Here is a 26,281-nt window from a genome sequence, read left to right as displayed (position 1 = left end):
GCCAGTCGGAACTGGCCGCCGATTGGCTGAGGCTTACTCTTTCACGTCCATGAATTCTTCCGCCCACGCCACGTAGCTTTCCGGCAGCGTGTAGGTATGCGTCAGTTCAGTCGCGCTGAGGTTCGAGGTGCTGCTGGTCAACTTGCGTTGCGCACGCAGGCTGTCGTAAGTCGCCTTGATCGACGCAAAATAGGCGCCGTGGCCGGCCACCACAATGCGCACACCCAGCGCGGCCAGGCGTTCGCTGTCATTGAGCTGCGGGTTGCCGTAAGTCACCAGCATCAACGGCACGCTGAGGTTTTCTGCGATCTTCTCAAGGTGGTCGAAGTCTTTGACGCCCACCATGCAGATGCCGTCGGCGCCGGCTTTTTCATAAGCTTTGGTGCGGGCGATGACGTCTTCGGTCGGCAACACGCCAGCGTTGGTGCGGGCGACGATAGACAGCTCTGGGTCGACCCGCGCTTCAAGCGCGGCCTTGACCTTGCCGATGCCTTCCTCAACCGAAATCAGGTCGGTGGATTTACGCCCGAACTGCGCGGGCAACAACGTGTCTTCAATCGTCAGTGCCGCAACCCCGGCGCGCTCAAGCTCTTCGACGGTGCGCATTACGTTCAGGGCATTGCCGTAACCGTGGTCGGCGTCGGCGATGAACGGCAGTTGGGCCACACGGCCAATGCGGGTGGCCTGCTCGACGAACTCACTCAGTGTGATCAACGCAAAATCGGGTGCCGCGAGGACCTGCAAAGATGCGACTGAACCGCCGAGGATACCGACTTCGAAACCCAGGTCGGCGGCGATGCGCGCAGACATGGGGTCAAAGACGGAGGCGGTTTCAACGCAGATGTGTTTGGCAAGCAGTTCACGGAAGTTGCGGCGCAGTGCTGAGTGAGAAATCTTTGGCATGTTCTTTCCTGGCTCTGGTCATCGTCAAGTGACGATCAATGTCTATTCATGGTGGCGCCAGATTACCACGCAGACGAACGCGGGATTATGACGTTTGAGCATGAGATAGATGCCTGACACATGGATCATCGGTTCACGCTTTGGCGATGGACAGGCCCGTCGCACCATCCAGGAGCATAGCCACCCCATCTTGCACAACTGCTGTGCCAACCGAGTGCTTAATCGCGGTGGGCGCAATGCCTATAGTTGTTTCAAACCAGCCCAAGACTGAGGTGAACCATGAACAGCGAATTCAAGCCCGACCTGGCCGTTGATACTCCGCCCGAACAAGTTGATGCCGAGTATTTTGAATACAGCAAGGCAGCCAACCCGATCAGCGCCAATCTGATTACCCGAATTCCTTACCACAGCTTCCCGGCCTCGCTGTATGACAGCGGCCCGTCGCGGGTGGTCGCGCTGGACCTCAGCGCTGCGCTGGGCTGTGAGGGTCCGGCGACCGGGCCCGGGTTGTGTGCCCATTTCATCCGCCTGAACGCCGATGACACCGTGGAGTTGCACCCCAATGCCACCTCCCAAGTGTTTTATGTGATCGCCGGAGAGGGCAGCGTCAGCCAGGGCGAACACCAGATCGAATGGTCGGCCGGCTGTTTTATCGCGCTGCCCGGCGTGCTGGCAGCCCGGTTCCGCGCCTCGCAGGATGCGCGCCTGTACTACGTGCACGATGAGCCGCTGTTGCGCTACCTGGGGGTTACGCGCAGCACCGACCGTTTCGCGCCGACGCTGTATCCGGCCGCACTGGCCAACCTGAAGCTGCGTGAAGCGGCCGATGATCCGCGTGCCCAGGACCGCAGCCGTATCAGCATCCTGCTGGGTAACCGCAACTTTCCACAGACCCGAACCGTCACGCATGTGCTGTGGGCCATGTACGGCCTACTGCCGCCCGGCTCGATCCAGAAGCCGCACCGGCACCAATCGATTGCACTGGATTTCATCATCGACTGCCCCACGGGCTGTTACTCGCTGGTGGGCACCGAACTGGACGCCGATGGGCAGATTCGCAACCCGGTACGCGTCGACTGGTCGCCGGGCTTGGCGTTCGTGACCCCGCCGGGGTACTGGCACGCGCACTTCAATGAGTCCGACCAGGAAGCATTCCTGATCCCTATCCAGGATGCTGGCTTGCAAACCTACTTGCGCGCGCTGGATATTCGCTTTAGCTGATGGGGAGAGGTCGTTTCTTTCTGAGGGGTAGAGGCAAACGCACAGCCACACGGCATCGGCTGATGTGATGAGACCTTAATGTGGGAGCGGGCTTGCTCGCGAATGCGGTCGTTCAGTTAACAATGAGCTTGCTGACACACCGCATTCGCGAGCAAGCCCGCTCCCACAATTTGACCGAGTTTAACACCCACCATTTAGGTCGGCTGGCGGTCCGCTTGGGCACGGACAGCCCTGGCGCTTCCAATCAGGTGTTTCACCCAACTGCTCAACGATGAAGTCGATAAAGCACCTGACCTTCGACGACACGATCTTCTTGGGTGGATAAACGAACCACACAGAAAATGCCTGCTCGGCACCGAGGATGTTCCATTCTGGCAGCCATACCTGTAACGCGCCCGCTTCAATACTGGTTGCCACCAACCAGTCGGGTAACAGGGCAAACCCCAGGCCCTGGCGCGCCGCGATCAGCTGCGCATCGAGGTCATTGATACGGATACAGTCGTGAGGGACCAGCGGCACCACTTCATCAGAGGATGCAAACGCAAAATCATGCTGACTCAGTACTGCCGGCAGGCGGGCCAGCTCGGCCGGCGTTGAAGGGGCAGGGTGCGCAGCGCAAAAGCCCGGGCTGGCTACCAGCAGGTAGTTGCCCGCGCAGATCTTGCGCGCCTTGAGCGTGGAATCAGCCAGCGCGCCAATGCGAATCGCCAGGTCAACGCCGGTATGAATCAGGTTGACTTGGGCGTTATCCAATACCAGTTCCAGCTTGATCTGCGGGTAGCGAGCCACAAATGTATTCAACAGGGGAAGGATATGGTGACGGGCAAACGCTGGCGGCAAGTTGAGCTTGAGCAGCCCACGAGGCTCTTGGTTCAGCGCCGACGTCGCCGCCTTGGCCTGTTCAAGCTCATCCAGCACCCTGCGCGCATGCAGCAGAAACGTCCGGCCACCCTCGGTCAGGTGCAGCGTGCGCGTCGAGCGGTTGAACAGGGCGATGCCCAAGTCCTGTTCAAGGTCCTTCACGTAGCGAGAAACGGTTGACGCCTTGATGCCGAGCCGCTCGGCGGCGCGCGAGAAGTTGTTGCCTTCGGCTGCTTCGACGAAGGCGGTCAGCGCGGTGAAATAATCCAAGTGTGACCTGCCGGGCTTGGGTTTATGTCGTCCTCAAGTCTGAGCCTGGGAGTGTCTGCGGTGTTTGCTGATGGTGCGTTTCCCCAATAAACATATACATCGCCGGCACCATGAACAACGTCAACAGCGTACCAATCGACAACCCGGCGAAGATCACCAGCCCCATGTCGTGCCGCCCCGCAGCACCGGCGCCAGAGGCCCACACCAGCGGCACCACGCCCAGCACCATCGCGGCCGTGGTCATCAGGATCGGGCGCAGACGCACGCCGGCGGCCTCTTCTATGGCTTCGCGCTTGCTGTGACCTGCGCGTTGCAGTTCGTTGGCGAACTGCACGATCAGGATCCCGTGCTTGGTGATCAACCCCAGCAGCGTCACCAGGCCCACCTGGGTGTACACGTTGATCGACGCGTAACCCATGGTGATGAAGGCCAGCGCGCCAAACAGGGCGGGTGGCACCGAGAACAGGATCACCACCGGGTCGCGAAAGCTCTCGAACTGGAAGGCCAGGGCGAGGTAGACGATCAGAATCGAGAACATCAGCAAACCAAAGAACCCACCAGACTCCTGGATGAATTGGCGCGACTCGCCGGCAAAGTCCGAGGTGTAACCCGAGGGCGCCACGTTGGTCAGGATCGTGTTGAGTTTGGCCAGCAGCTCACCTTGAGCCACGCCGCTGACGCCTGACAGGGTGGCCGAGTTGAGTTGCTGGAAGTGGTTGATCGATTCGGGCTGCGTCGAGGTTTCGATATGCGCGACGGTGCGTGCCTGGATCATCGAGCCGGACGGGGTGCGAATGTAGTAATCGAGAATCTGCTCTGGGTTGAGGCGGTTGACCTGCAGCACTTGGGGAATGACTTTGTAGGAGCGGCCGGCGGTTGAGAAGTAGTTCACGTAGTTACCGCCCAACGCCGCCGACAGCGCCGCGCCGACGTCGGCCTGAGTCAGGCCCAATGCGGCGATCTTCTCCCGGTCCACCACCAGCCGGGCTTGCGGCTTGTCGAGTTTCAAGTCCATGTCGGCAAACCAGAACAACTGCTGTTTCTGCGCCTCGGCCATCACGGCCTGCGCGACCTCATTGAGGTTTTCCACGGAGTCGGTGGTGGTGATCACAAACTGCACCGGCAAGCCCTGGGCGCCCGGCAGCGACGGCAGCGGAAAGGCCGCGATGGTAGCGCCCGGCACCTGATTCCACTTTTGCTGCAGGTCGAGTATCAGCTGGGCCTGTGAGCGCGTGCGATCTCCCCAGGTTTTCAGCAGCACGCCGCCCAGGCCTTGATTGAGGATGGGCAGCCCGGTCAGCTGGAACATCTGCGCGTATTCCGTCTCTTTACTGGCGATCTGGAAGGCCTGGTCGGCGATGCGCTCCATCTGCTGCGGCGAGGCCGTCGGCGGGCCTTTGATCTGCATGAACACCAGCCCCTGGTCTTCGGTGGGCGACAGTTCACTTTTGGCGGTCATGCCACTGGCGGCCACCAGCAGGAACAGCACAAACCCAAAGGTCACCAGTACCGGCCATATGTTCAGCCCGCCAGACAGTACGCGGTGGTAACGCCCGCGCAGCCAGTCAAAATACTGGTCGAGCTTACGTGCAAAACGACCTTCTTCCTGCCCGGACTTGAACAGCTTGGACGTCATCATTGGCGAGAGGGTCAGCGCCACCACGGCCGACACGGTCACGGCGCCCGCCAGCGAGAAACAGAACTCCTTGAACAGCGCACCGGTGAGGCCGCTGCGCAGGCCGATGGGCACGTACGCGGCGATCAACACCACGGTCATCGCGACGATCGGGCCACCCAGTTCCCGCGCCGCGATCAGCGCGGCTTCCAGCACGCCTTTGCCTTCTTCCTTGATATGCCGGTCGACGTTTTCCACCACGATGATCGCGTCGTCCACCACCAGGCCAATTGCCAGAACCAGCGCGAGCAGGGTCAGCAGGTTAATCGAGTACCCCAGCAGGTACATGATGAAGAAGGTGCCGACCAGCGACAGCGGGATCGCCACCAGCGGCACGATCACCGCGCGGAACGACCCGAGGAACAGGTAGATGACCACCGAGACAATGATCATCGCCTCGACCAGGGTCTTCACCACCTCGTAAATCGAGGTATTGATGAACTCGGTTGAGTCGTACACGATCTCGCCGCGCACGCCAGTGGGCAGTTGCGATTGCAGCTCGGGGAAGGCCTCACGCACGCTGTCGGCGACGGTCAGGATATTCGCGGTCGGCGCCGCCTTGATGCCGATGAACACCGAGCGCTTGCCGGAAAACGCCACGCTGCTGTCGTAGCTTTCAGCGCCAAGGGTGACGGTGGCCACGTCCTCCAGGTACACCAAGGCATCGCCTTTCTGCTTGATCACCAGTCGTTTGAATTCATCCACCGTGTGCAGATCGGTGCCGGCCGTGAGGTCGACCGTGACCGTTTGCCCGCGCGTCGAGCCCACGGCAGACAAGTAGTTGTTGTTGGCCAGGGCCGTGGAGACGTCCTGCGCCGTGACGTTATGCGCGGCCAGCTTGTCCGGGTCCAGCCAGGCGCGCAGGGCGAACTGGCGCCCGCCGAGAATCTCTGCGGTTTGCACGCCCTGGATCGAATCCAGTTTGGGCTTGACCACCCGCACCAGGTAATCGGTGATGTTGTTGGTGGGCAGGGTGTCGCTGTAGAAACCCAGGTACATGGCGTCGGTGGTCTGCCCGACGGCAATGGTGAGTACCGGCTCCTGGGACTGCGCGGGCAGTTGATTCTTTACCGAATTGACCTGGGTATTGATCTCGGTGAGGGCCTTGCTGGCGTCGTAGTTCAGCCGCAAGGTCGCGGTAATGGTGGAGACACCGGTGATGCTGGTCGAGGACAAATAATCGATGCCCTGGGCTTGGGCGATGGCCGACTCCAGCGGCTGGGTGATAAAACCGGCGACTGTGGACGCATCCGCGCCGTAGTAGGCGGTGGTAATGGTGACTACCGTGTTTTCGGTGCGCGGCCATTGGTTCACCGGCAACTCGAAGATCGAGCGCAGCCCCAGGATCAGAATGAACAGCGAAACCACCACTGCCCACACCGGTCGCTGAATAAAGGTATCGGTAAGCTTCATGGGACACCTTTAATGTTCTTGGGGAGTTGGTGCCGGGTCGTTCAGCGGCGCGGCACTGTTATCGACCTTCACCGGCGAGCCGTTCTTGAGCTTCATCTGGCCGCTGGTGATCAACAGATCGCCTTCCTTCACGCCCGACAGGATCGCGACCTGATCACCGCGGGTCGGCCCGGTCTTGATGAAGGTTTGTTGCGCGGTGAGTACCTCATCGCCCTTGTCGTTTTTGCTCGACGTGGCAATGAACAACGTGGTGCCGTAAGGGTTGTAGGTCACTGACGTCTGCGGCACGGTGAGGTAGCGCTGGGTGGTCCCCGAGTTGACCACCGCACGGGCAAACATCCCGGGCACCAGGCTTTGCTTGGGGTTCTCGACGGTCGCCTCGACGGTGACGTTGCGCGTGGTTGAGTCGAACTGGGTGTCGATGGTGCTGATTCGCCCGGTGAAGGTCTGCTTTGACAGGCCGTCAGCCGTCACCGAAACCACCTGGCCGATGGCAATGGCCTCCAGTTGGGTCTGCGGCACCGAAAAATCGATGTAGATAGGATCAAAGGTCTGCAACGTGGCGATCTTGTCGCCGGGGTTGAGGTATTGGCCGGGGTTGACGCTGGTGATGCCGATGCGCCCGGCAAAGGGGGCGCGAATGGTTTTTTTCGCCACCAGCGCGCGCTGTTGTTCGGCGGCGGCGAGTTTGGCCTTGAGGTCGGCGGTGTCGGTGTCCACTTGGGCTTGGGAAATGGCGTTGACCGCCAGTTGCGCCTTGTCGCGCTTGAGCACGATACCGGCCAGGTCCGCGGTTGCCTCCAGGGAATGCAATTGGGCGATGTCCGAGTCGGCGTTCAATTGCACCAGCAGTGCCTGGGCTGCCACCTCTTGCCCGGGCGTGAAGCCGAGGGTGCGCACGATGCCGCCGACTTCCGTGGTTACATCCACTCCGCGCACCGCCTTCATCGAGCCCACGGCGGAGACGCGCGGTTGCCAGTCACTGAATGGCACCTGCAGCGCCGTCACCACGGCGGCAGGCAAGGGCGCTTTGGATTGGGCAATCAGCGCCGAAATCTGCACGAATTTCACCCCGGCAATGATCGCGACAATCACCAGCACCACCACGATCATGATCAGCATCGGCCGCCACAGGCGACGCTTGCGCGGTACGCCGGGTTCGGGGGGCAGGGTAGAGGCGGTCTGAACGTCAGCCATGGGAGTTCTCACTGTTTCAATGATTCAAGTCGGGCGCGGCTTTACTGTGAGCCGGCATGATCTCTTGCCACGACGGCAGGCCGAAGCGGTCCGGCGTGCCCTGGGTGGCGGGGTTCACATCCGTGCGGTTCCACCAGCCGCCGCCCAGCGCCTGGAACAGCGCCGTGGTGTCGCTGTAGCGGGCGGCCTGGGCTTTGACGCGGGCGAGCACGGTGTTTTGGTAGGTTTGCTGGGCCGTGAGCAAGTTGATATACGCCACCGCGCCTAGGCGGAACTGGGCTTGCACCAGGTCAAGGTTGGCTTGCGCGGAGTGTTCGGCCACGACCTGCTGATTCAGCGCATCGGCGTCCGCCTCCAGCGCCCGCAGCGCGTTGGCGACATCCTGAAAGGCGGTGATTACCGTGCCGCGATAGCGCGCGGCGGACTCGTCGTAGGCAGCCACGGCCGCACGTTTGCGATGCTCCAGTGCGCCGGCGTCAAAGATCGGCTGGGTAATCGAACCCGCCAGGCTCCAGACACCGCTGCCCGCCGAAAACAGCTTGGTGCCGCTTGCCACCGTGGAACCCAACGACCCGGTAATGCTGAATTGCGGCAACTGATTGGCGACGGCCACGCCAATGTTGGCGCTGGCTTGATGCAGTTGCGCCTGCGCCGAACGCACATCCGGGCGCTGGCCGACGATGGCCGAGGGCAGGCTGACCGGCAGCTCTTCTGGCAGATGCAACGAGGCCAGATTGAAGCGTTCGCCTTGATCCTGGTTTGGAAAGCGCCCCAGGTACGCCATCAATTGGTTGCGGGTCTGTGCCAATTGCTTTTGCAGCGGCGGCAAGGTTGCGCGGGTTTGCGCCAGTGCGGTTTGCTGCGTGAGCACGTCGCTATCGCCGATGGCGCCCAGTCGGCGCTGAGCTTGCAGCAGGTCGAGCTGACCGCCCTGCAGTGTGATGATTTCTTCGGTGGCGGCCACCTGATCACGCAACGACGCCAGGCTGACCGCAGTGTTGACTACATTGGAGGTCAGGGTCAGGTAAGTTGCCTCCAGCTGAAAGCGCTCGTACTCTGCTTGCGCGGTGGTGGATTCGATTTGCCGGCGGGTGCCACCAAACACGTCAGGCGCATAGGAAACGCTCAGCGACGCCGAACTCACTGTGAGAATCGGTGACTCCGGGATGCCCGAGGTCACGCCGGAGACTTTCTCGCGGGCTTTTTGCACATTGGCGCTCACCGACGGAAACAGTGACGCCTGGTCGGCATACACCAGCTCGTTGGCCTGGCGCAGTGCCGCTTGCGCGGCGCTGACGTCCGGGTTGGCGCGCAGGGCTTCTTCGACCAGAGCGTTGAGGGAAGGCGAGCGGAACAGCGTCCACCATTGCCCAGGAATATCCATCCCGGCGATCAGCCGCTGCGCCGCGCCACCGGCGTCAATGTCCGCCTGGGCGGTGGTCGTGAGTGGGTTCTTGGCAAAGCCGGCATTGGCCGGTACGTCGGGCCGTGTGAAGTCGGGCCCCACGGTACAGCCGGCGAGGGCGAGGCACAGCAGGCTCAGCGGCGCCAGCAAACAGGCATGTCGAAACGGGGTGCGGACTGGCACCACTGCGGGTGCACGCTGGCGAAGCTGCTCTTTCATATTTACTCGGATTAATCAGTTGGCCAACGGCAGTCATGGTTGAGCAATGCGTGCGGCTGCGTCCGACCGGGCGGCTTGAGAAGGCCGCGAGGTGCCGCGGTTTCAACCAGTGTAGGTGGCGCAGGGCACTGTGCAATGTGCCGGCGCAACGCGCGCCGCGTGAAAATGCTTAAGTTGCATTATTTGTGAATTAGGTTATGCGTTATAAGTATTTTACAGGTGGTCTTTATAACGGCATCGTATGAACCCCTACTGACACTGCCGAGACCGCACGCGCGGATCGACTTGCATGCCTGACCAGGCATCTGGAGACGAACGTGCGTTACCTGACAACACTGGCGGCCGGGTTGGCCGCCACCTTGCTGTGCCTGACCGCGAACGCGCAAACGCTGGTGGTGGGCGATCAAAGCTACAACGCGCAAGCCGTGATGGAAGCGGCGGGCGTGCTCGAAAACCTGCCGTACACGCTTGAATGGAAGCAATTCACCGCAGGCTCGCCGGTCGCCGAAGCGCTGAATGCCAACAGCCTGGATATCGGCTTGCTGGGGGACGCGCCGGTGCTGTTCCTGGGCGCATTGGGTGCACCGATCAAGGTGATTGCCGTCAGCCGGCAAAACCTCGACGGCGTGGCCATCCTGGTCAGAAAGGATTCGTCGATCCACAGCCTGGCCGACCTTGCCGGCAAACGTGCGGCGGTCTGGAAGGGCTCCTGGAGCCAGCAATTGCTGCTTACCGCGCTGGACAAAGCCGGCGTCCCGCGCGACTCACTCCAGCTGCGCTACCTCAGCGCACTCGACGCTTCCCATGCGTTGGAAGGTGGCTCGGTTGACGTCATCGCCACCTGGGAACCCTACGTCACACAACAGGAACGCCAAGGGGCGCGGGTACTCGCAACCGCTGAAGGCTTGATCCCGGCGCAGAGCTTTATCGCCGCCAATGCCAAGGCTGTCGAGGCCAAACGCGCGCAAATCAGTGACTTCCTCCAGCGCCTGAAAAAGGCCCGTGACTGGACGCGCCAAAGCCCGGCCAACGCTGACGCGTATGCCGATGCGTGGGCCAAGCGCACCCGCGCCGACGCCGACATCGCACGCGCCTGGTTTGCACGAGCGCGCACGACGGTCGAGCCCCTGACGGCCCAGTCGCCTGTCGAGGCGCAAAAGACCGTGGACTTCTTCGCGAGCCTAGGCCTGGTCAAGTCTTACTCCGCAGCGAGCCTGTTCGATGATTCCTTCTCGGCCTCGCTGCAACCCGCCGTCGCCCAAACCCAGCCGTGAACGCTTCAAGGAACTCTTCTGACATGACCCAACGACAGCTCAAACTCGGCGCCCTGACCATGGGGTGTGGTGGGCCGGGCCGCCACAATCTATGGCTCGACCCGCAATTGCCGGCCGACGCCAGCGTCAACGTCGACTGGTACATCGACATTGCCCGCCAGGCCGAGGCGGCGCTGTTCGACCTGATGTTTATCGTCGACAGCCAATTCATCACACCGGGCTCGCCGTCCCACTACCTGAACCGCCTGGAACCGCTGACGCTGCTCTCTGCGCTGGCCGTCAGCACGCGGCATCTGGGCTTGGTCGGTACGCTGACCACGTCTTACAACTCGCCCTATAACGTGGCCCGGCGCCTGGCCTCACTCGACCTGATCAGCAAAGGCCGCGCCGGCTGGAATGTGGTCACCAGCGGCGACGCAGGCACCGCCGGCAATTACAGCCGCGACGAACATTACGATTACGACACGCGCTACAGCCGCGCCGCCGAGCACGTCCAGGTGGTACAAGGCCTGTGGCACTCCTACGAGGAAGACGCCTTCGTGCGTGACCGTGCAACCGGCCAGTTCCTCGACCCCAGCAAACTGCACAGCCTGAACCACAAGGGCGAACATTTTTCGGTGGTCGGCCCGCTGAACATTCAACGCTCGCCGCAAGGCCAGCCGGTGATCTTCCAGGCCGGCGACTCAGAGCAAGGTCGTGACCTGGGCGCCGCCACGGCGGACGTGATCTTCACCCACGCGGCCAGCATCGAACAGGGCCAGGCGTTTTACCGCGATATAAAGGGCAGGGCGGCGCAACGGGGGCGCGACCCGGAGCAATTGCTGGTGATGCCCGGCGCCGAGGTCTATGTGGGCGACACCGATGAGCACGCGCGGGAAATCGAGCAGCACTACCATCACGCCGATCACAGTTTCGAGCTGGCGCTGAAGGAGTTCGGGCGCAATTTCGGCTGGCATGATTTCAGCCAATACGACCTCGATGCCCCGTTTCCGCAAGAGAGCCTGGAAGCAGCGCGCAGCAGCTTTTTCACCAATGCCAAGCGCATTGCCGACCAGGCACGGGAGAAAGGTTTCACGCTGCGCCAAGCAGTAGAGTTTGGTCGCCAACTGCGACCGGGCGCGTTTGTGGGCACGGCGGACACGGTTGCACGAAAGATGGAGGAATGGCTCCAGGCGCGGGCGGTGGATGGGTTCAATATCTATATTGGGCATCCGCAGCAGTTCGCGCGGTTTACGCAGGAAGTCATACCGTTGCTGCAGGCGCGCGGGGTGTATCGCACGGCGTATGAGGGGACGACGTTGCGCGAGAGTTTGGGGCTGGAGATTCCGCAGTTTGGCGGCTGAAGCCGTCAAACGGGGTCATGTACACCGCGCCGAATGGGTCCAGGCGCTTGCGGATCTCGGCGTCCGGCGTGCCGTACACCACCAGGCTGGTGATGCTGCACAGTTCCAGGAAGCGCTGGCCGAAGGGTGCAAACGTGGTGTCGACGTGGCTGACCACGGCATCAGCGTTGTAGCGCTCGAGGATATGCACGGTGCGGGTATCCTCATGTGCGCTGTATTCGTAAATCAGGGTGCCGGGCTCGGCACGGGTGGCCGTGACGATGGTGGCGATCAGCGCCTTGAATTCGGCGAACGCTGCGGGCTGTACTTCAAGGGTAAACAAACAGGAAATATAAGGGTGCATGCTGGGTTTCCGTCAGAGGCGCCAGGCGGCGCCTGTTGAGTGGGAGGCGCTCAAGACTTGTCGGGGGCGCCTGCGAAGAGTTTGCCGGCACCGGCCCAATCGGACGGCGCAACGTCTTCAAAAATGACGTAGATGTAACTGGCATCAGTGCCGGTGTGTTTGACGATGCTTTCGGTGATGTCGGCGGCAACTGCGGCTTTTTGCGCGTGTTCTTTACCTTCGAACCAGCTCACTCGTACGACGGGCATGACGTATTCCTCTTGAGAGATTGATCTGGGAGCAGTGCGCCATGTGCACCGCTATGTGACTGAGGCCATCCTACTGTTGAGCAAGCTGGCGATAAACGGCCTCTGGCTATAGTCTGGGTAGACTAAAACTCTACAATCAGCGGGTGCGGCATGGTCCCTATCGATTCCTTCCAGGGTGTTATCACCTTTGTCGTCGCCGCGCGTTCGGCCAGCTTCACACAGGCTGCGGAGCGCTTGGGCCTGTCGAAATCTGCCGTGGGCAAAGCCATCGCACGCCTTGAAGAGCGCTTGGGCACGCAGCTGTTTCATCGCACCACACGGCGAATTTCCCTCACCGCCGATGGCGAGGCTTACTACCTGGCGTGCTCTACGGCACTGGAAGAAATCGGCACCGCCGAAAGTGGCTTGGGCCCCAATGGGGGTGAGCCTTCGGGGCGCTTGCGCGTCGATGTGCCAGTGGCTTTCGGGCGTCGCGTGGTTGCGCCCTTGCTGTTCGAGATCGCCAATAAATACCCCGCGCTGCAATTGAGCCTGACGTTTTCCGATCACTTGGTGGACCCGTTCGAAGAGGGGATTGATTTGCTGGTGCGCTTCGGCGAATTGCCGGACACCAGTGGGCTGGTAGCGCGGCGGTTGACGCGCCAACGCTGGGCCATTTGTGCCGCGCCCGGTTACTTGGCACGGTTTGGAATGCCTCAAACCCTTGAAGACCTGAGCCATCACCGCTGCATTGTCGGGCATCGACGTGGCCAGCCTTTGGCCTGGCGAGTCATGCAGGCAGGGCGTACGCAGTGGTACGCGCCTCCCGCCGCGCATCAGATTGGCGATGGCGAAGCCATGATTCTGGCGGCGGTCGCCGGCACTGGCCTGTGCCAGATGCCGCGCAGCCTGTTCCAGGACGATATCGACGCGGGGCGCCTGGTTGAGGTGCTGCACACCTACGAACCGGAAGCCGTTGATGTACATGCCGTGTGGCCGAAGGTATCGCACTTGCGGCCGAAGGTGAGGTACGTGGTGGATGAGCTGGTCAAGCGGTGTGCGCAGTGGCCGTTGTAGGTGAATAAAACCGCAATCGACTTTTCGACCGGCTTACTTCATTCGTGCCTGGTCGGCCAGCTCAGATCGGTGTGCTTGAACCTGCCAACGCCAGTTACCTCATGCGCAGTTTCCGCGTGCTGCGCGGTGTGCAAGGAGGCGATCAGCGACCGCTCAGGCGATAGGTGGTGCGCTGCAATTGCGCGGGCATCATGAACGTGCGTTCACAGGCGCAGAAAAAGATTGAATATTCACATCAATTGTTATTTAAATAACACCACAATAGCGTCACGCCCGCCCTGGACGTGCTCGCAATAAGATGGGATGACCCGGTGCATGACAATTGAAGAGCGTTTGATGGAACAGGCAAAGCGTGCCGCCCAGAGCACGTACTCGCCTTACTCCCATTTCCCCGTGGGTGCGGCATTGCTGACCGCCGACGGTGAGGTGGTACAGGGTTGCAACGTGGAAAATATCTCCTACGGGCTGACCAACTGTGCCGAGCGCAGCGCCTTGTTCAGCGCTATCAGCCAGGGCCATGCCCCGCGCAGTTTCAAAGCCATGGCTGTTTATGCACCCAACGTTTCACTGATAAGCCCTTGCGGTGCCTGCCGCCAGGTGATGCTGGAGTTGATGGCCAAGGATGCGGTGGTGATCTGTCAGGGCAGTGACCCGGCCGCCACGCGCACCTGGACCCTGGAGCAATTGCTGCCGGGCGCCTTCGACGCTTTCTAACCCTGGGCAGGCCTTCGGGTCTGCATTCGCGTGGTCCATTGTTGAGACGCCTGCATGATCAGTCTTGTCGGAATAGCGACGCTTATTCTCATTGCCATTGCTTTATCTCATCAACGACGCTCGATCAACTGGCGCACGGTTTCGGTGGCGTTTTTGATCCAGGTCTTGATCGGCGCGTTTGCGCTTTACGTGCCGTGGGGCCAGACGGTGCTCGCCTCGCTGTCAGGGGCGGTGGCGTCGCTGCAGCTATACGCTAACAAAGGCATCGAGTTTCTGTTCGGCGGCCTGAGCTCGCCGCATATGTTTGAAGTGTTCGGCAGTGGTGGTTTTGTGTTCGCCATCCGGGTGTTGCCGATGATCGTGTTCTTCGGCAGCTTTATCTCGGTGCTATATTACATCGGTGTGATGGGCTGGATCATCCGGCTGGTGGGCGGCACTTTGCGCCTGTTGCTGGGCACCAGCCGCATCGAGTCGATGGTGGTGACCTCGGCGATTTTCATCGGCCAGTCGGAAGTGCCGCTGGTGGTACGGCCCTTCATTGCCAAGCTGACGCGCTCTGAGTTGTTCGCGGTGATGGTCGGTGGTTTCGCCGCCGTGGCCGGCTCGGTGCTGCTGGGGTATGCCGGGCTGGGCGTGGAGCTCAAGTACCTGATCGCGGCGTGCTTCATGTCGGCACCGGGCGCTCTGTTGATGGCCAAACTCATGGAGCCGGAAACCGAAGCCGCCCGCACCGAACAGGTGATCGAGGAGCTGGGCCAGGCCGAGAATCGCCCCACCAATATCATCGACGCCGCCGCCGATGGCGCCCAGGTTGGCTTGCGCCTGGCCTTGTCGGTGGGTGCCATGCTGCTGGCATTTATCGCGTTGATCGCGCTGTTCAACGGGCTTCTGGGCTGGGCGGGCAACTGGTTTGGCTACCCGCAATTGACCTTGCAACTGGTCCTTGGGTACGTGCTGGCGCCTATCGCTTTTCTGCTCGGGGTGCCGTGGCATGAGGCGGTCATGGCCGGCGGTTTTATCGGCGAAAAACTGGTGCTCAACGAGTTTGTCGCCTACGCCGACCTGGCCAACTATTTGACCCCGGCCAAAGCCGCCGAAGCCGGCGTGCCGCTGTTGTCGGTGCACACCCAGGTGATCGTCACCTTCGCCCTGTGCGGCTTTGCCAATCTGTCTTCGATTGCCATTCAACTGGGCGGCCTCACGGGGATCGCCCCGCAACGCCGTGAGGAACTCGCGCGGCTGGGCTTGCGGGCGATGATCGGCGGCACGCTTTCTAACCTGATGAGCGCGGCGATTGTCGGCTTTTTCATTTCGCTGTAAGGAGCACAGTATGTGGTTGCCACAAGAAGTGATTCGGCGTAAGCGCGACGGGCACGCCCTGGCCGCAATGGACATTCAACGCTTTGTCGCCGGCATTGCCGACGCCAGCCTCAGCGATGGGCAGGTGGCGGCGTTCGCCATGGCAGTGTTCATCAAGGGCATGGACGTGAGCGAACGCCTGGCCTTGACCGAGGCGATGCGCGATTCCGGCCAAGTGCTGAAGTGGGACCTGCCGGGGCCGGTCGTGGACAAGCATTCCACCGGTGGCGTCGGCGACATGATCAGCTTGCTGCTCGCGCCGTTGCTGGCGGCCTGCGGTTGCTACGTGCCAATGATTTCCGGGCGTGGGCTAGGCCATACCGGCGGCACCCTGGACAAGCTCGAGAGCATTCCCGGTTACGACTGCCAACCCAGCCCCGAACGCCTGCACGCGGTGGTGGCCGACGTCGGTTGCGCCATCATCGGCCAGACCGCCAACCTGGCGCCGGCGGACAAGCGCTTGTATGTAATCCGCGATGTGACCGGGTCGGTGGAGTCAATTGACCTGATCACCGCGTCGATCCTCGGCAAAAAACTCGCCGCCGGCCTCGACGTACTGATCATGGATGTGAAAACCGGCAACGGCGCCTTCATGGCCGAGCCGGAACAGGCACGCGAACTGGCCGCCAGCATCGTCGCGGTGGCCAACGGTGCCGGGGTCAATACCCGCGCGCTGATCACCGACATGAATCAACCCCTGGCCCGCAGTGCCGGTAACGCCCTGGAGGTTGCCGAAGCAGTCGCCTTGCTCAAGGGCGAGGTGCGCAGTGAGCGCCTGTGGGCGGTGACCCTGGCGCTGGCCACCCAGGCATTGACGATGGCCGGTTTGGCGCGGGATGAGGCTCAGGCCCGTGATCAATTGCTTCAGGCCTGGCAGAGCGGGGCAGCCTTGCAGCGCTTCGAGCAAATGGTCGTCGCTCTGGGCGGCCCGCCGGGCTTCACGGCAAACCCTGAAGCGCATTTACCCAAGGCCGCCGTGTCGGTGCCGGTGTGGGCCGAGGAAGAGGGCTGCGTTACCGAGATCGATACCCGGGCGGTGGGCCTGGCAGTGGTGGCATTGGGCGGTGGGCGCAGTCATCCCGACGATGTGCTGGACTTGTCCGTGGGTTTCAGCGAGTTGGCCTTTGTTGGTGAACAGGTGAACGCGCAACGGCCGCTGGGCTGGGTTCACGCGCGCAATCCAGAGCAGGCCGCGCAGGGCGCATCCGCCTTGCGCGCCGCCTATCGGTCAGGCGGTTCGAGCCTGGCCTCACGTGATTTGATCCAGGACATCCTATGAGCAAAGCCATCGTATTGGTGCTGGACTCGTTGGGCATCGGCGCCAGTGCCGACGCTGCTGTTTTTGGCGATACCGGCGCCGACACCTTGCGCCATATCGCCCAGGCATGTGCCCGCGGTGAGGCCGATGGGCCACTGCGTCGGGGGCCGCTGTGGTTGCCAAATCTGGGTCGCCTGGGCCTGGGCGCCGCCGCCGCGGCCAGCGGTGACGGACCGTTGCCGGGCCACTGGGGCGACGCTGCCCCGGTCGGCGCCTACGGCCATGCGCGCGAGCAATCCTCAGGCAAGGACACACCGTCCGGGCATTGGGAAATGATGGGCGTGCCGGTGTTGTTCGACTGGGGGTATTTCGAGCGGCCGGTCGAGTCGTTTCCGCCCAAGCTGCTGGCCGACCTGATTGAGCGGGCCGGGTTGCCGGGTGTTTTGGGTAATTGCCATGCCTCGGGCACTACGGTGCTGGACGAATTGGGCGAAGCACACATCCGCAGCCGGCAACCGATTTGCTACACCTCGGCCGACAGCGTGATGCAGATCGCCGCCCATGAAGGCCATTTCGGGCTGGATGAGCTGTACCGGGTGTGTGAAATCGCGCGCGATTTGTGTGATGAATACACCGTCGGCAGGGTCATTGCCCGGCCGTTCACCGGCGAGCGCGCGGGCGAGTTTCGCCGCACCGGCAATCGTCGCGACTACACGGTGCCACCGCCGTCGCCGACGCTGCTGGATCATTTGTGCGAAGCCGGCGGCAGCGTGCAGGCGGTGGGCAAGATCGGCGATATCTTCGCGCACCGCGGCATCAGCCGGTTGTACAAGGCAGATGGCAACGACGCGCTGTTCGATGCCACGCTCAAGGCTTACCAGCAAGCGCCGGACAACAGCCTGGTGTTCGCCAATTTCGTCGACTTCGACATGCTCTACGGGCACCGTCGCGACTTGGCCGGCTACGCTGCCGCGCTGGAAGCGTTCGACCGCAGGCTGCCGGAATTATTGGCGTTGATGGACCCACAGACGTTGCTGATCATCAGCGCCGACCACGGTTGCGACCCATCGCGTCCGGGCAGCGATCATACCCGTGAGCATGTGCCGGTCTTGGCTTTTGGCGCAGGCGTTGCGGCTGGCTGGCTGGGCGAGCGCAGCAGCTTTGCCGATATCGGCCAGACGCTGGCGGCACATTTGGGCTTGGCGCCGTTGGCGTGGGGGACTTCGTTTCTGCTGAAGGATCACCCTTGAGTCCGCCTGGCACCCCGTGCTTTGGAATTGGGCGGGGTAGCTTGATGGCGGGTTTGCCAATTGTTCATCGACGCCTTCAGTAATGTCTGTTCATATGGGCTCCGCACTCGATTCGCGTCGTCGCGCCAGGCGGCTCCAGCGAACGAACAGAGCCCAATAAACCGCTACCAATCATTATGTGAAGTATGAGTCGTCCACTGTTTGTTTCTCTCGATGGCCCCAAGGGCACTGGTAAAACCACGCTTTTGGAAGCTGTGACCCAAGTGCTGAGGGCAGACAAGCAAAAGGTGATCCGACTCAGCGAGCAAAAAAGCGACCCCTACAGGGCGGAAACCATGGCCCTGGTTAACACTCTCGTCAGACACCCCAGCCGGGAGTTGGAGCTGAGGGTGTGTGAGCGCTTTGCTGATAGCCGTGCCTGGATTTCCCGGCACGTACTGGCCAGACAGCCCGCCGGTAGCATCATCTTGATTGATCGCTGGTACCCCTCTGATGCAGCGTTTCGCCGGATCGTCGGGTTTGCAGACATTCTGCAGTTGAACATTGATCGAAACGTGCAAGTGCCCGACCTGCATGTCGGCGTGGTCACCGCCCCTGAAATTTCTTGGGCGAGGGCAGCCGAGCGACGGCGTGGGCTGAGCAGTACCGTGATGCACAAGCTGCAAGAGCATGTCGCGTGTACTCAGGCGTTCGAGCGCGCGATGACCGATCACGGCTGGGTTTTATGCCGTAATGAAACAACGATCGAGGACGCCACGGCTCAGGTGGTTTCTGAGATCTACAGCGTCCTTCGATGTTCGTAGTTTTGTGCAGTCAGGGCTGCAAACGCCGCACCCTCCAGCCGTTATCGCTGCGGTCATAGCGCAACCGCTCATGCAGCCGCTCTTGCCCATTCCCCCAGAACTCCAGCGATTCAAGACGCAACTCGAACACACAATAGCCCTCAGGACGCGGCAGTGGACCTTGGCCTTCGGCCAGTTCGCGAGCGGCGTTGCGCATGGCCTGAACATCCTGCAGTTCTTCGCTCTGGCGAGACACCGACGACATCGGATGCGTGGCATACGGGCGCTTGAGCCACGCCTCATCCGCCTTGGCATCCGGCAAGCGCACGGCCTGGCCATTGAGGATGATCTGCTGACTGGTTTCGCGCCAATACAGCACGCCCGACGCCCACGGGTTGTGGCTCAGCTCACGGCCTTTCTGGCTGCCGGCATGGGTGCTGAACAACACCCCGGTGTCGCTGATCTCACTGATCACCACGATGCGCGCCGAGGGCCGGCCCTGGCCGTCGGCGGTGGCCAGCGCCAGCGCCCTGGGTTCGCGGATGCCTACGCGCCGTGCGCGCTCCAGCCAGTTGCGCAGCACACTCATGGGGTCGGCGGGCAGTGTCTGGTACTCGGGGAAAGGTGCATCCAGTGTGCCGGTGAGGGATTCGGACATGCCTTTACCCAGCAGCGGCTTACCTTGTAATGAACTGTTCATAGCACGATGGTCCCCCGCCCGAAGGTGACGCCATTGCCGCAGACTTCGACGCGCGTCAGTTGATCGGCGCGGCCCTCAGCCCTGGCAAACATCAGGGAAGGGCGGCCGATTTCCACACCCTGCAAGATCTCCACCTGCTGGCCAAACTCGATCTGGCCATGGCGCGCCAAATGGATCGCCAACGGCCCGGCAGCCGAGCCGGTGGCCGCATCCTCAACCACGCCGTAAGCCGGTGAGAACATCCGGCTGCGCCAACGCCGCCCGGCGCCGGCGAAACAGTTGATCGCCATGTCGTGAAAGCTCGACAGCGCACGGTGGTCAGGGTGCAGAGCCGACAAGGCCTGGATGCTCGGCAGGCCGACAAACACATGGCGCGGGCCGTTGTGATAGATCTCGATGGGAAAGGTCGAGTCGCTGATACCCAGGGCCTTGAGCAATTCGGCATCGCGGCCCAGGGCCGTCCAGGTCGGTATCGGCTGATCCATGCTGGCGGCGATCACGCTGCCGTTCTGGCGCTCCAGTTCAAAGGCGATGGTGCCCATCTGGGTTTCCAGGTACAGCCGGTGATTGTCGGTGTGCGCGCCCAGCGCGATGGCCGTCCCCAGCAACGGGTGGCCGGCAAAGGGCAGTTCGTTGACCGGGGTGAAAATCCGGATCAGCGCATCACCGCCGTTGCGTGGCTTGAGCACGAAGGTGGTTTCCGACAGGTTCATTTCTCGGGCGATGCGTTGCATTTGCGGCGCCGGCAAATCATCGGCGTCGAAGAACACCGCGACCGGGTTGCCTTCCAGCGGGACGCTGGCGAAGGCATCGATGATGACGTAGTGGTGCATGGTTATCTCCCGGCGGCCGATACGTTGCTGTCGACAGGCGTGTGAATGAGGGCGTGACGCAGCAGGTCGGCGATGATGCGCGGGCCTTCCTGGGTCAGCAGCGACTCGGCATGAAACTGCATCGAGGCAAACGACGGCCCACGCAAGGCATGCACCTCGCCGGTCTCGCTGTCGCGACTGATTTCGACGGTGCCGATGCCGTTGATGTCCAGGCGGTCACTGGCACTCTGTGCGGCGAAGGTGTTGTAGAAACCCACCCGCTCAGCGTTGCCGAACAGGTCAATCTGTTTTTGCACGCCCTGATTGGGAATGGCCTTGCGTTGCAGCTCCAGGCCCAGGCACAGGCTCAACACCTGATGGCTCAGGCACACCGCGAGGAATGGCCGCTGCTGGCTGAGCAAGGAACGGATGGCCACGTGCAGATGGTCGATTTTCGGCAGCTGAACATCACTCGGGTTGCCGGGGCCTGGGCCCATGATCACCAGGTCGTAACCGTCGAAACTGTATTCATCGCTGAAGCTGCACACCGTCACTATCAGGCCCAGGGCCCGCAGCTGCTTGGCGATCATCGAGGTGAAGGTGTCTTCGGCATCGACGATCAGCACCTGGCGCCCGCTGAAATCGGCCTGGGTCTGTTGGCGCTGCTGGCTGTCCATCAACCAGAAGTCCGAGACGTAGGCATTGCGGCTGGCCAGCGCTGCGCGGACCTGCAGATGGCTGCCAAAGCGCGAGGGCGCCTGGTTTTTCAAGGCCGCTATCAGGCCGGCGGCCTTGGCGCGGCTTTCGGCGGCTTCGGTCATGGGCTCGGAATGACGCACGATGGTGGAGCCCACACTGATGCGTACCTGGCCGCTGTTATCGATGTCGGCGGTGCGAATCAGGATGGCCGAGTCCAGGGAGCGTCCACCTTTGCCATCGCTGCCGATCAGCGCGGCCATGCCGCTGTAGTACGCGCGGCCTTGCGGCTCATAGCGCTGGATGACCCGACAGGCGCTTTCCAGCGGGCTGCCGGTGACGGTCGGGGCGAACAGGGTTTCGCGCAGGATGTCGCGCACATCGCGTCGGGTCTTGCCCTCAATGAAGTATTCGGTGTGGGCCAGATGCGTCATTTCCTTAAGGTAAGGACCGAGAACGTGGCCGCCGTCGTCACAAATGCGCGCCATCATTTTCAGCTCTTCATCGACCACCATGTACAGCTCATCGGCTTCCTTGCGGTCGGCCAGAAAGGCCATGACGTCCGTCAGACAGGGCCCCGCGGGCGGGTAACGGTAGGTGCCGCTGATGGGGTTCATCACCGCGAGCCCATCCTTGACGCTGATGTGCCGCTCGGGCGAGGCGCCCACGAAGGTGCGGCTGCCGGTGTGAATGATGAAGGTCCAGTAAACACCTTTCTCGCGCTCCAGCAGATGGCGAAAGAACGACAGCGCGCTGGCGGGGCCGTACTCGCTGATTTCCGCCATAAAGGTGCGTTTGATCACGAAGTTGGCGCCTTCCCCTGAGCCGATTTCGTTGGCGATCACCTGGCTGACGATCTCGGCATAGCGGGCGTCGCTGAGGTCGAAGCGTTCGCCGTTGAGCTGGATCGGCACGTCTGGCAGCAATCCCAGCAACTGTTCAATGCCGATGGACTGTTGCTCGGTAATGTTCATCGCCAGCAGCGGCGACTCATCGTCCACCGCCTCAAAGCCGCGTTCGGCAATCTGGCGGTAGGGAATCAGCGTCAGTACATCCAGGCGCGGGGCACCGATTGAGGGGGCAGGCAAGTCGATATCGGCCAGGACCTGCGGCTGCGACATCTGCCCAATCAGCACGTCCAGCAGCCCCGGGCCGCTGGATTCGGGACGATACAACAGGGCAAACGGCTCGGGCACCGGCTGCAGAATGCGTTCCATGAGGCGGGCGGCAGCTTGGCTCATAGCACCACCTCGTCGGTGGTGATGACCATGGCGCAACGGCTGGCGGCGTATTCGATCGCCATCCAGTGGTGCGCCTTGCTGAAGTCCGCGATCGCGTCGGCAACAAGGAACGGCTGGATATCGTTGGAGTAGGCATCCACGGTAGAAATCAGTACCCCGACATGGGCATACACCCCGCACAGGATCAACTGATCGCGCCCGTTGGCGTGCATGCGCTCCAGCAGGTCGGAGTTGAAGAATGCACTGTAGCGCCACTTGGTCAGCAGCCAGTCACCCGGCTTGGGCGTCAGCGCGTCGACCACCTCGCGGTCGGCGGGGCTGGCCTTCATGCCAGGGCCCCAGAAATCCTTGAGCAGCCCGCGCTGTGCCTCGCTCATGCTGCCTGGCTGAGCGGTGTAAGCCACCGGCACGTCGTGGTCGACAGCCCACTGGCGAATGCGCGCGGAATTCGCCACGACGGCCTCACGCAGGGCATCGGGCAAGGGCCGCAGGAAGTAACGCTGCATGTCATGCACCAACAGCACGGCGCGCTCGGGGTCGACGCGCCATTGCGCGAGGTTGACGGGCAGGTCGCGGGCAGTAGGCAGGGCGTACGGGGCAATCGATGGAATGCCAGTCATGGCGACAAACTCCAGTCAAAGGTAGGCAAGGGTGGAGGAGGGCAGGTTTTTCCAGGCCATCACTGCAGTAATGGCTTGCCAAGGGGTCAGGCGTGGGTCGCACAGGCTTTTGTAGTGGCTGGCCACCTGGCTCAGGCCGGCGGCATCGGAGGCGCACTCGCTGACGTCATCAGGGGTGGTTTCCAGGTGCAGGCCGGCAGCCACGCCACCGGCCGAGGTCACGGCATGTTTGAAGGCGGTGATTTCCTCGGTGATGGTCTGCACCATGCGGGTCTTGTTGCCGCAGGGCGCGACGATGGTGTTGCCGTGCATCGGGTCGCTGAGCCAGATGATCTTGTGCCCGGCGTGGCGCACCGCTTCAACCAGTGGCGGCAGGCGATCAGCGACTTTGTGGGCGCCCATGCGCGCAATCAGGGTCAGGCGGCCGGGCTCGCGCCGTGGGTCCAGGCGCTCGCACAGGCTCAATAACTGGTCCTGGGTGATGTCCGGGCCGACCTTGCAGGCCACCGGGTTGAGCACTTCGCTGAGCAGTGCCACGTGAGCACCCGTCAACTGACGGGTACGCTCGCCGATCCACGGCCAGTGGGTTGAGCCGAGAAACACCCGGCCCTGTTCGTCCTTGCGCACTTGCGGCAATTCGTAGTCGAGCACCAGCATTTCGTGGCTGGTCCAGGCGGGAGAGCCGCTGAGCTGTTCCTTGCTGGCGGGTTCTTTCCAGCCCAGGTGGTGCATGATGTCCTGGGCCGCGCGATAGCCTCGTACCAGGCGTTGTGCATCATGCTGGCGATGGTTGCAGACCGCTTCGCGGCCGTTGACCATGTCACCGCGGTACACCGGCAACTCGACATCGCCGATGCGCTCGCTGTTGTTGGAACGCGGCTTGGCGAACTGCCCGGCAATCCGCCCGACGCGCACCACCGGTTGCTGGGTCACCAGCCGGAACGCACCGGCCAGGATGTCCAGCACCGCGGCCTTGCGGGCCACATGGCTGGGAGCACTTTCATTCATGTCCTCGGCGCAGTCTCCAGACTGGATGATCATCGCTTCGCCCGCCGCCACCCTGGCCAAGGTGGCACGCAGCACCAGGATGTCTTCGACGCGAATCAGCGATGCGCTGTCCCTGAGGTAGGCCTGCGCGTCATGCAATTGTGAGGGCTCGCTCCATTGAGGCTGCTGGAACGCTTCACAACTTAGAACCCGTTTCAGTAAGTCTTCCATGATGCGATTACTCTCCCAAAGGATTAAGTAGGAATGCCTTCACGCTTGATTTGCGGCACGGGGATGCCCAAGGCGCGCAGTTGTTGAAAGACGTTCATGAACTCGCGATTGCGTTTTACTTTGCCGTCTTCCATCTCGAAGGAGTGCAGGAAGTGGTTCTCGTAATACCCTTCGGGATAACCTGGAAAGAGGATCTTGCCGTGGCCATCGCACTCGACCCAAAAATGGTTGGGGTCGTCGGTTTCAAATACGTTGACGTTGTACCATTCCCAATCCGGGAAGCACTTGAGTGACCAAACAGCATGTTCGGCCAACTTGGCTTTGCCACTGATTACAATGGGCGCGCCGGTGTCTGTGGTCCACAAGCCACCCGAACCGTCCTCGGTAAACAGTTCATGGCGGCGCAGGCGATCCTGGCCATGGGTGCGCATATATTGCTCGACCGTGGCGCGGTTCTTGCGGCGAAGTTCGCTGCTGTCGTGAGCGGTTAGTTGTCGCACTGCATGAGTAGGCATGTTCACTCTCCAATAATGAAAGGGTTTATGAGGCGGGGATACCTTCACGCTTGATGCTTGGCACCGGAATGCCCAAGGCGCGCAGTTGTTCGAAGGGGTTCATGAATTCACGGTTTTGCTTGATCTTGCCGTTGTCCAATTCGAAAGAATGGATGTAATGGTTTTCGCAATAACCTTCCGGATAGCCGGGAACCAGGGTTTTGCCACGGCCATCACTTTCGACCCAGAAGTGGTTGGGGTTGTCGGTTTCAAACACCCGCACGTTGTGAAACTGCCAGTCTGGGAAGCATTGCTCCAGCCACACGCCAAGGGCGGCAAGTTTCGCGTGGCCCTTGAATACCAGGGGTTCACCGGTTTCGGTGTTCCACGAACCGCCGCTGCCATCCGGGGTGAACAGTTCATGCCGACGCAGGCGATCTTTGCCATGAGTGCGCATGTACTGTTCCACGGTGGCGCGGTTTTTTCGGCGAAGTTCAAGCTGATCATTAAAGCCACTGGCGCAAAGCGAAACCGACATGGGCCATGTTCTCCTTAGTTTGATTAATATTTTTGAAAATCAAGTAAATATTTAGTTAATAACGCACGTCAGTATTGACAGGTTTTAACTGTGAAGGGTGAGAGCGTGCTGAGGCGTGTTGTTTATACACCGGCACTTCTTGCGGCAGGAACTACCAGATCTTGTAGCGGCGGGTGCGTGAACGGGTTGGATGCAAATCCATCGGAGGGTGTGTTGCACTATTATGAATCAACCGGCTCGTTCGTCGGCCAAACCGTACCGATGGCCCGCTAACATCGCGAGGCTATCAATGGCCTATGGCTAGTTAGTTCGTTAGGCACAATAAACCCTTCGCTATTGCGAAGCGGTCTATAACCTTCGAACGTTGTGTATTGACATGAGTTCAGGTTCGTCTAGTCTCACGACTCGTTTCCAACTCGAGTGGTGTTCAAATGGAATTAGGACAGCTGTTGGGATGGGATGCTTATTTTTACAGTATCTTTGCGCAAACTATGAACATGCAGGAATTTACGGCTGTTGCATTGAGGGCTTTACGTGAACTGCAGTTTGATTTTTTCGCCTATGGCATGTGCAGCGCAACGCCGTTCATGCGGCCCAAAACGTATATGTACAGCAATTATCCCAAGGATTGGATAGCGCGATACCAGGCAGCGAACTACGCGGCGATTGACCCCACGGTGAAACACAGCAAAGTCTCGTCCGCCCCCATTTTGTGGAGCAATGAGCTATTCAAGGGGTGCCCTGAGCTGTGGTCTGAGGCCAACGATTCGAGTCTGTGCCATGGCCTGGCGCAACCCTCGTTCAACACCCAGGGCCGGGTAGGGGTGTTGAGCATCGCACGCAAGGACAACGTCATCAGCCCTCAGGAGTTCGAAGCCTTGAAGCCAGTGACCAAAGCGTTTGCCGCGGCGGCCCACCAGAAAATTTCTGAACTGGAGAATGACGTTCGTGTGTTCAACACGGATGTCGAGTTCAGCGAACGGGAGTGTGATGTGCTGCGCTGGACCGCGGACGGCAAAACCTCCGAGGAAATTGGCGTGATCATGGGCGTGTGCACCGACACCGTGAATTACCATCACCGCAATATCCAACGCAAAATCGGCGCCAGCAACCGTGTGCAGGCGGTGTCTTACGCGGTGGCGCTGGGGTATATCTGAGGTTCATCGACTGC

General features: G+C 61.4%; 23 protein-coding genes and 1 pseudogene. 10 read left to right on the top strand and 14 right to left on the bottom strand.

All coding sequences use genetic code 11. The annotated features are described in order from the left end of the window. Positions 1-33: 33 nt before the first annotated feature. Positions 34-903, bottom strand: a complete 870-nt coding sequence (locus AACU78_RS06580; protein WP_106580370.1) for an isocitrate lyase/PEP mutase family protein — start codon at positions 901-903, stop codon at positions 34-36. A 279-nt stretch (positions 904-1,182) separates the two neighbouring features. Here AACU78_RS06580 and AACU78_RS06575 point away from each other — a divergent pair, with 279 nt between their 5' ends. Continuing rightward, positions 1,183-2,124: a cupin gene (locus tag AACU78_RS06575; protein ID WP_106580369.1), complete on the top strand. Its 942-nt coding sequence runs from the start codon at positions 1,183-1,185 to the stop codon at positions 2,122-2,124. 180 nt (positions 2,125-2,304) lie between these two features. On the opposite strand, the gene AACU78_RS06570 is transcribed toward AACU78_RS06575, so the two are convergent. The 4 genes from AACU78_RS06570 to AACU78_RS06555 all read right to left on the bottom strand — a co-directional run bounded on the left by AACU78_RS06570 (position 2,305) and on the right by AACU78_RS06555 (position 9,164). Beyond that, complete coding sequence (locus tag AACU78_RS06570; RefSeq protein ID WP_106580368.1) at positions 2,305-3,255, bottom strand: LysR family transcriptional regulator; 951 nt, start codon at positions 3,253-3,255, stop codon at positions 2,305-2,307. A 22-nt stretch (positions 3,256-3,277) separates the two neighbouring features. Then, positions 3,278-6,343, bottom strand: coding sequence for an efflux RND transporter permease subunit (locus AACU78_RS06565; RefSeq protein WP_106580367.1), 3,066 nt, complete (start codon positions 6,341-6,343; stop codon positions 3,278-3,280). Positions 6,344-6,352: 9 nt separating this feature from the next. Beyond that, the gene (locus AACU78_RS06560) at positions 6,353-7,465 is read right to left on the bottom strand and encodes an efflux RND transporter periplasmic adaptor subunit (protein WP_177410141.1); all 1,113 of its coding nucleotides are present in this window, start codon (positions 7,463-7,465) and stop codon (positions 6,353-6,355) included. Between the two features lie 91 nt (positions 7,466-7,556). Further along, entirely contained in the window at positions 7,557-9,164 is a 1,608-nt protein-coding gene (locus AACU78_RS06555) for an efflux transporter outer membrane subunit (RefSeq protein WP_256587064.1), read from the bottom strand. A gap of 317 nt (positions 9,165-9,481) precedes the next feature. Here AACU78_RS06555 and AACU78_RS06550 point away from each other — a divergent pair, with 317 nt between their 5' ends. Beyond that, on the top strand, positions 9,482-10,438 hold the full coding sequence (locus AACU78_RS06550; protein WP_106580365.1) for an ABC transporter substrate-binding protein: 957 nt from the start codon (positions 9,482-9,484) through the stop codon (positions 10,436-10,438). 23 nt (positions 10,439-10,461) lie between these two features. Next, positions 10,462-11,781, top strand: a complete 1,320-nt coding sequence (locus AACU78_RS06545) for an LLM class flavin-dependent oxidoreductase (RefSeq protein WP_106580364.1) — start codon at positions 10,462-10,464, stop codon at positions 11,779-11,781. Here the strand turns inward: AACU78_RS06545 and AACU78_RS06540 are convergent. Continuing rightward, a pseudogene (locus tag AACU78_RS06540) lies at positions 11,774-12,124 on the bottom strand (putative quinol monooxygenase); the annotation flags it as partial. The gene AACU78_RS06545 and the pseudogene AACU78_RS06540 overlap by 8 nt on opposite strands. Before the next feature lie 50 nt (positions 12,125-12,174). Continuing rightward, entirely contained in the window at positions 12,175-12,372 is a 198-nt protein-coding gene (locus AACU78_RS06535; protein WP_169366682.1) for a tautomerase family protein, read from the bottom strand. A gap of 150 nt (positions 12,373-12,522) precedes the next feature. On the opposite strand from AACU78_RS06535, the gene AACU78_RS06530 reads away from it, so the two are divergent. The 6 genes from AACU78_RS06530 (at position 12,523) to AACU78_RS06505 (ending at position 18,812) form a co-directional block, all read left to right on the top strand. Continuing rightward, positions 12,523-13,428 carry a LysR family transcriptional regulator gene (locus AACU78_RS06530; protein WP_106580361.1) on the top strand — a complete coding sequence of 302 codons (906 nt, stop codon included), beginning with the start codon at positions 12,523-12,525 and terminating at the stop codon, positions 13,426-13,428. A 315-nt stretch (positions 13,429-13,743) separates the two neighbouring features. Then, positions 13,744-14,142, top strand: a complete 399-nt coding sequence (locus AACU78_RS06525) for a cytidine deaminase (protein WP_256587063.1) — start codon at positions 13,744-13,746, stop codon at positions 14,140-14,142. Positions 14,143-14,196: 54 nt separating this feature from the next. Next, positions 14,197-15,462 carry a NupC/NupG family nucleoside CNT transporter gene (locus AACU78_RS06520; protein ID WP_106580359.1) on the top strand — a complete coding sequence of 422 codons (1,266 nt, stop codon included), beginning with the start codon at positions 14,197-14,199 and terminating at the stop codon, positions 15,460-15,462. A gap of 10 nt (positions 15,463-15,472) precedes the next feature. Then, entirely contained in the window at positions 15,473-16,780 is a 1,308-nt protein-coding gene (deoA, locus tag AACU78_RS06515; RefSeq protein WP_106580358.1) for a thymidine phosphorylase, read from the top strand. Continuing rightward, positions 16,777-18,009, top strand: coding sequence for a phosphopentomutase (locus AACU78_RS06510; RefSeq protein ID WP_106580357.1), 1,233 nt, complete (start codon positions 16,777-16,779; stop codon positions 18,007-18,009). Before deoA ends, AACU78_RS06510 begins: the two co-directional genes overlap by 4 nt. Positions 18,010-18,194: 185 nt before the next feature. Further along, positions 18,195-18,812: a dTMP kinase gene (locus AACU78_RS06505; protein ID WP_106580356.1), complete on the top strand. Its 618-nt coding sequence runs from the start codon at positions 18,195-18,197 to the stop codon at positions 18,810-18,812. Between the two features lie 10 nt (positions 18,813-18,822). On the opposite strand, the gene phzG is transcribed toward AACU78_RS06505, so the two are convergent. Genes phzG through AACU78_RS06470 form a run of 7 tightly spaced genes read right to left on the bottom strand, consistent with a single transcriptional unit; the run spans position 18,823 to position 25,110 of the window. Beyond that, the gene (gene phzG / locus AACU78_RS06500) at positions 18,823-19,491 is read right to left on the bottom strand and encodes a phenazine biosynthesis FMN-dependent oxidase PhzG (protein ID WP_106580355.1); all 669 of its coding nucleotides are present in this window, start codon (positions 19,489-19,491) and stop codon (positions 18,823-18,825) included. Beyond that, positions 19,488-20,324, bottom strand: coding sequence for a PhzF family phenazine biosynthesis protein (locus AACU78_RS06495; protein WP_106580354.1), 837 nt, complete (start codon positions 20,322-20,324; stop codon positions 19,488-19,490). The genes phzG and AACU78_RS06495 overlap by 4 nt, the downstream gene beginning before the upstream one ends. A 2-nt stretch (positions 20,325-20,326) precedes the next feature. Next, the gene (locus AACU78_RS06490; RefSeq protein ID WP_371924204.1) at positions 20,327-22,216 is read right to left on the bottom strand and encodes an anthranilate synthase family protein; all 1,890 of its coding nucleotides are present in this window, start codon (positions 22,214-22,216) and stop codon (positions 20,327-20,329) included. A gap of 20 nt (positions 22,217-22,236) precedes the next feature. Then, the gene (locus AACU78_RS06485; RefSeq protein WP_106580352.1) at positions 22,237-22,860 is read right to left on the bottom strand and encodes an isochorismatase family protein; all 624 of its coding nucleotides are present in this window, start codon (positions 22,858-22,860) and stop codon (positions 22,237-22,239) included. A gap of 15 nt (positions 22,861-22,875) precedes the next feature. Next, entirely contained in the window at positions 22,876-24,078 is a 1,203-nt protein-coding gene (locus tag AACU78_RS06480; protein WP_106580351.1) for a 3-deoxy-7-phosphoheptulonate synthase, read from the bottom strand. A gap of 23 nt (positions 24,079-24,101) precedes the next feature. Beyond that, positions 24,102-24,593, bottom strand: coding sequence for a PhzA/PhzB family protein (locus AACU78_RS06475; protein WP_106580350.1), 492 nt, complete (start codon positions 24,591-24,593; stop codon positions 24,102-24,104). Positions 24,594-24,618: 25 nt separating this feature from the next. Then, positions 24,619-25,110 carry a PhzA/PhzB family protein gene (locus AACU78_RS06470; RefSeq protein WP_106580349.1) on the bottom strand — a complete coding sequence of 164 codons (492 nt, stop codon included), beginning with the start codon at positions 25,108-25,110 and terminating at the stop codon, positions 24,619-24,621. A 431-nt stretch (positions 25,111-25,541) separates the two neighbouring features. Between AACU78_RS06470 and AACU78_RS06465 the strand changes: the two genes are divergently transcribed. Then, the gene (locus AACU78_RS06465; RefSeq protein WP_106580348.1) at positions 25,542-26,267 is read left to right on the top strand and encodes an autoinducer binding domain-containing protein; all 726 of its coding nucleotides are present in this window, start codon (positions 25,542-25,544) and stop codon (positions 26,265-26,267) included. Positions 26,268-26,281: the final 14 nt, after the last annotated feature.

It is taken from the genome of Pseudomonas sp. R9.37, from assembly GCF_963878885.1.
Taxonomy (GTDB): domain Bacteria; phylum Pseudomonadota; class Gammaproteobacteria; order Pseudomonadales; family Pseudomonadaceae; genus Aquipseudomonas.
The sequence above is the reverse complement of the archived record's forward strand: the minus strand, read 5'-3'. Positions and strand labels throughout refer to the sequence as shown.

Bases quoted from the DNA above. Each gene is read 5' to 3' on its own strand.
- AACU78_RS06580 (WP_106580370.1), bottom strand. From the start codon at position 903: ATGCCAAAGATTTCTCACTCAGCACTGCGCCGCAACTTCCGTGAACTG.
- AACU78_RS06575 (WP_106580369.1), top strand. From the start codon at position 1,183: ATGAACAGCGAATTCAAGCCCGACCTGGCCGTTGATACTCCGCCCGAA.
- AACU78_RS06565 (WP_106580367.1), bottom strand. From the start codon at position 6,343: ATGAAGCTTACCGATACCTTTATTCAGCGACCGGTGTGGGCAGTGGTG.
- AACU78_RS06560 (WP_177410141.1), bottom strand. From the start codon at position 7,465: ATGCTGATCATGATCGTGGTGGTGCTGGTGATTGTCGCGATCATTGCC.
- AACU78_RS06555 (WP_256587064.1), bottom strand. From the start codon at position 9,164: ATGAAAGAGCAGCTTCGCCAGCGTGCACCCGCAGTGGTGCCAGTCCGC.
- AACU78_RS06545 (WP_106580364.1), top strand. From the start codon at position 10,462: ATGACCCAACGACAGCTCAAACTCGGCGCCCTGACCATGGGGTGTGGT.
- AACU78_RS06535 (WP_169366682.1), bottom strand. From the start codon at position 12,372: ATGCCCGTCGTACGAGTGAGCTGGTTCGAAGGTAAAGAACACGCGCAA.
- AACU78_RS06530 (WP_106580361.1), top strand. From the start codon at position 12,523: ATGGTCCCTATCGATTCCTTCCAGGGTGTTATCACCTTTGTCGTCGCC.
- AACU78_RS06525 (WP_256587063.1), top strand. From the start codon at position 13,744: ATGACAATTGAAGAGCGTTTGATGGAACAGGCAAAGCGTGCCGCCCAG.
- AACU78_RS06520 (WP_106580359.1), top strand. From the start codon at position 14,197: ATGATCAGTCTTGTCGGAATAGCGACGCTTATTCTCATTGCCATTGCT.
- deoA (WP_106580358.1), top strand. From the start codon at position 15,473: ATGTGGTTGCCACAAGAAGTGATTCGGCGTAAGCGCGACGGGCACGCC.
- AACU78_RS06510 (WP_106580357.1), top strand. From the start codon at position 16,777: ATGAGCAAAGCCATCGTATTGGTGCTGGACTCGTTGGGCATCGGCGCC.
- AACU78_RS06505 (WP_106580356.1), top strand. From the start codon at position 18,195: ATGAGTCGTCCACTGTTTGTTTCTCTCGATGGCCCCAAGGGCACTGGT.
- phzG (WP_106580355.1), bottom strand. From the start codon at position 19,491: ATGAACAGTTCATTACAAGGTAAGCCGCTGCTGGGTAAAGGCATGTCC.
- AACU78_RS06495 (WP_106580354.1), bottom strand. From the start codon at position 20,324: ATGCACCACTACGTCATCATCGATGCCTTCGCCAGCGTCCCGCTGGAA.
- AACU78_RS06490 (WP_371924204.1), bottom strand. From the start codon at position 22,216: ATGGAACGCATTCTGCAGCCGGTGCCCGAGCCGTTTGCCCTGTTGTAT.
- AACU78_RS06485 (WP_106580352.1), bottom strand. From the start codon at position 22,860: ATGACTGGCATTCCATCGATTGCCCCGTACGCCCTGCCTACTGCCCGC.
- AACU78_RS06480 (WP_106580351.1), bottom strand. From the start codon at position 24,078: ATGGAAGACTTACTGAAACGGGTTCTAAGTTGTGAAGCGTTCCAGCAG.
- AACU78_RS06475 (WP_106580350.1), bottom strand. From the start codon at position 24,593: ATGCCTACTCATGCAGTGCGACAACTAACCGCTCACGACAGCAGCGAA.
- AACU78_RS06470 (WP_106580349.1), bottom strand. From the start codon at position 25,110: ATGTCGGTTTCGCTTTGCGCCAGTGGCTTTAATGATCAGCTTGAACTT.
- AACU78_RS06465 (WP_106580348.1), top strand. From the start codon at position 25,542: ATGGAATTAGGACAGCTGTTGGGATGGGATGCTTATTTTTACAGTATC.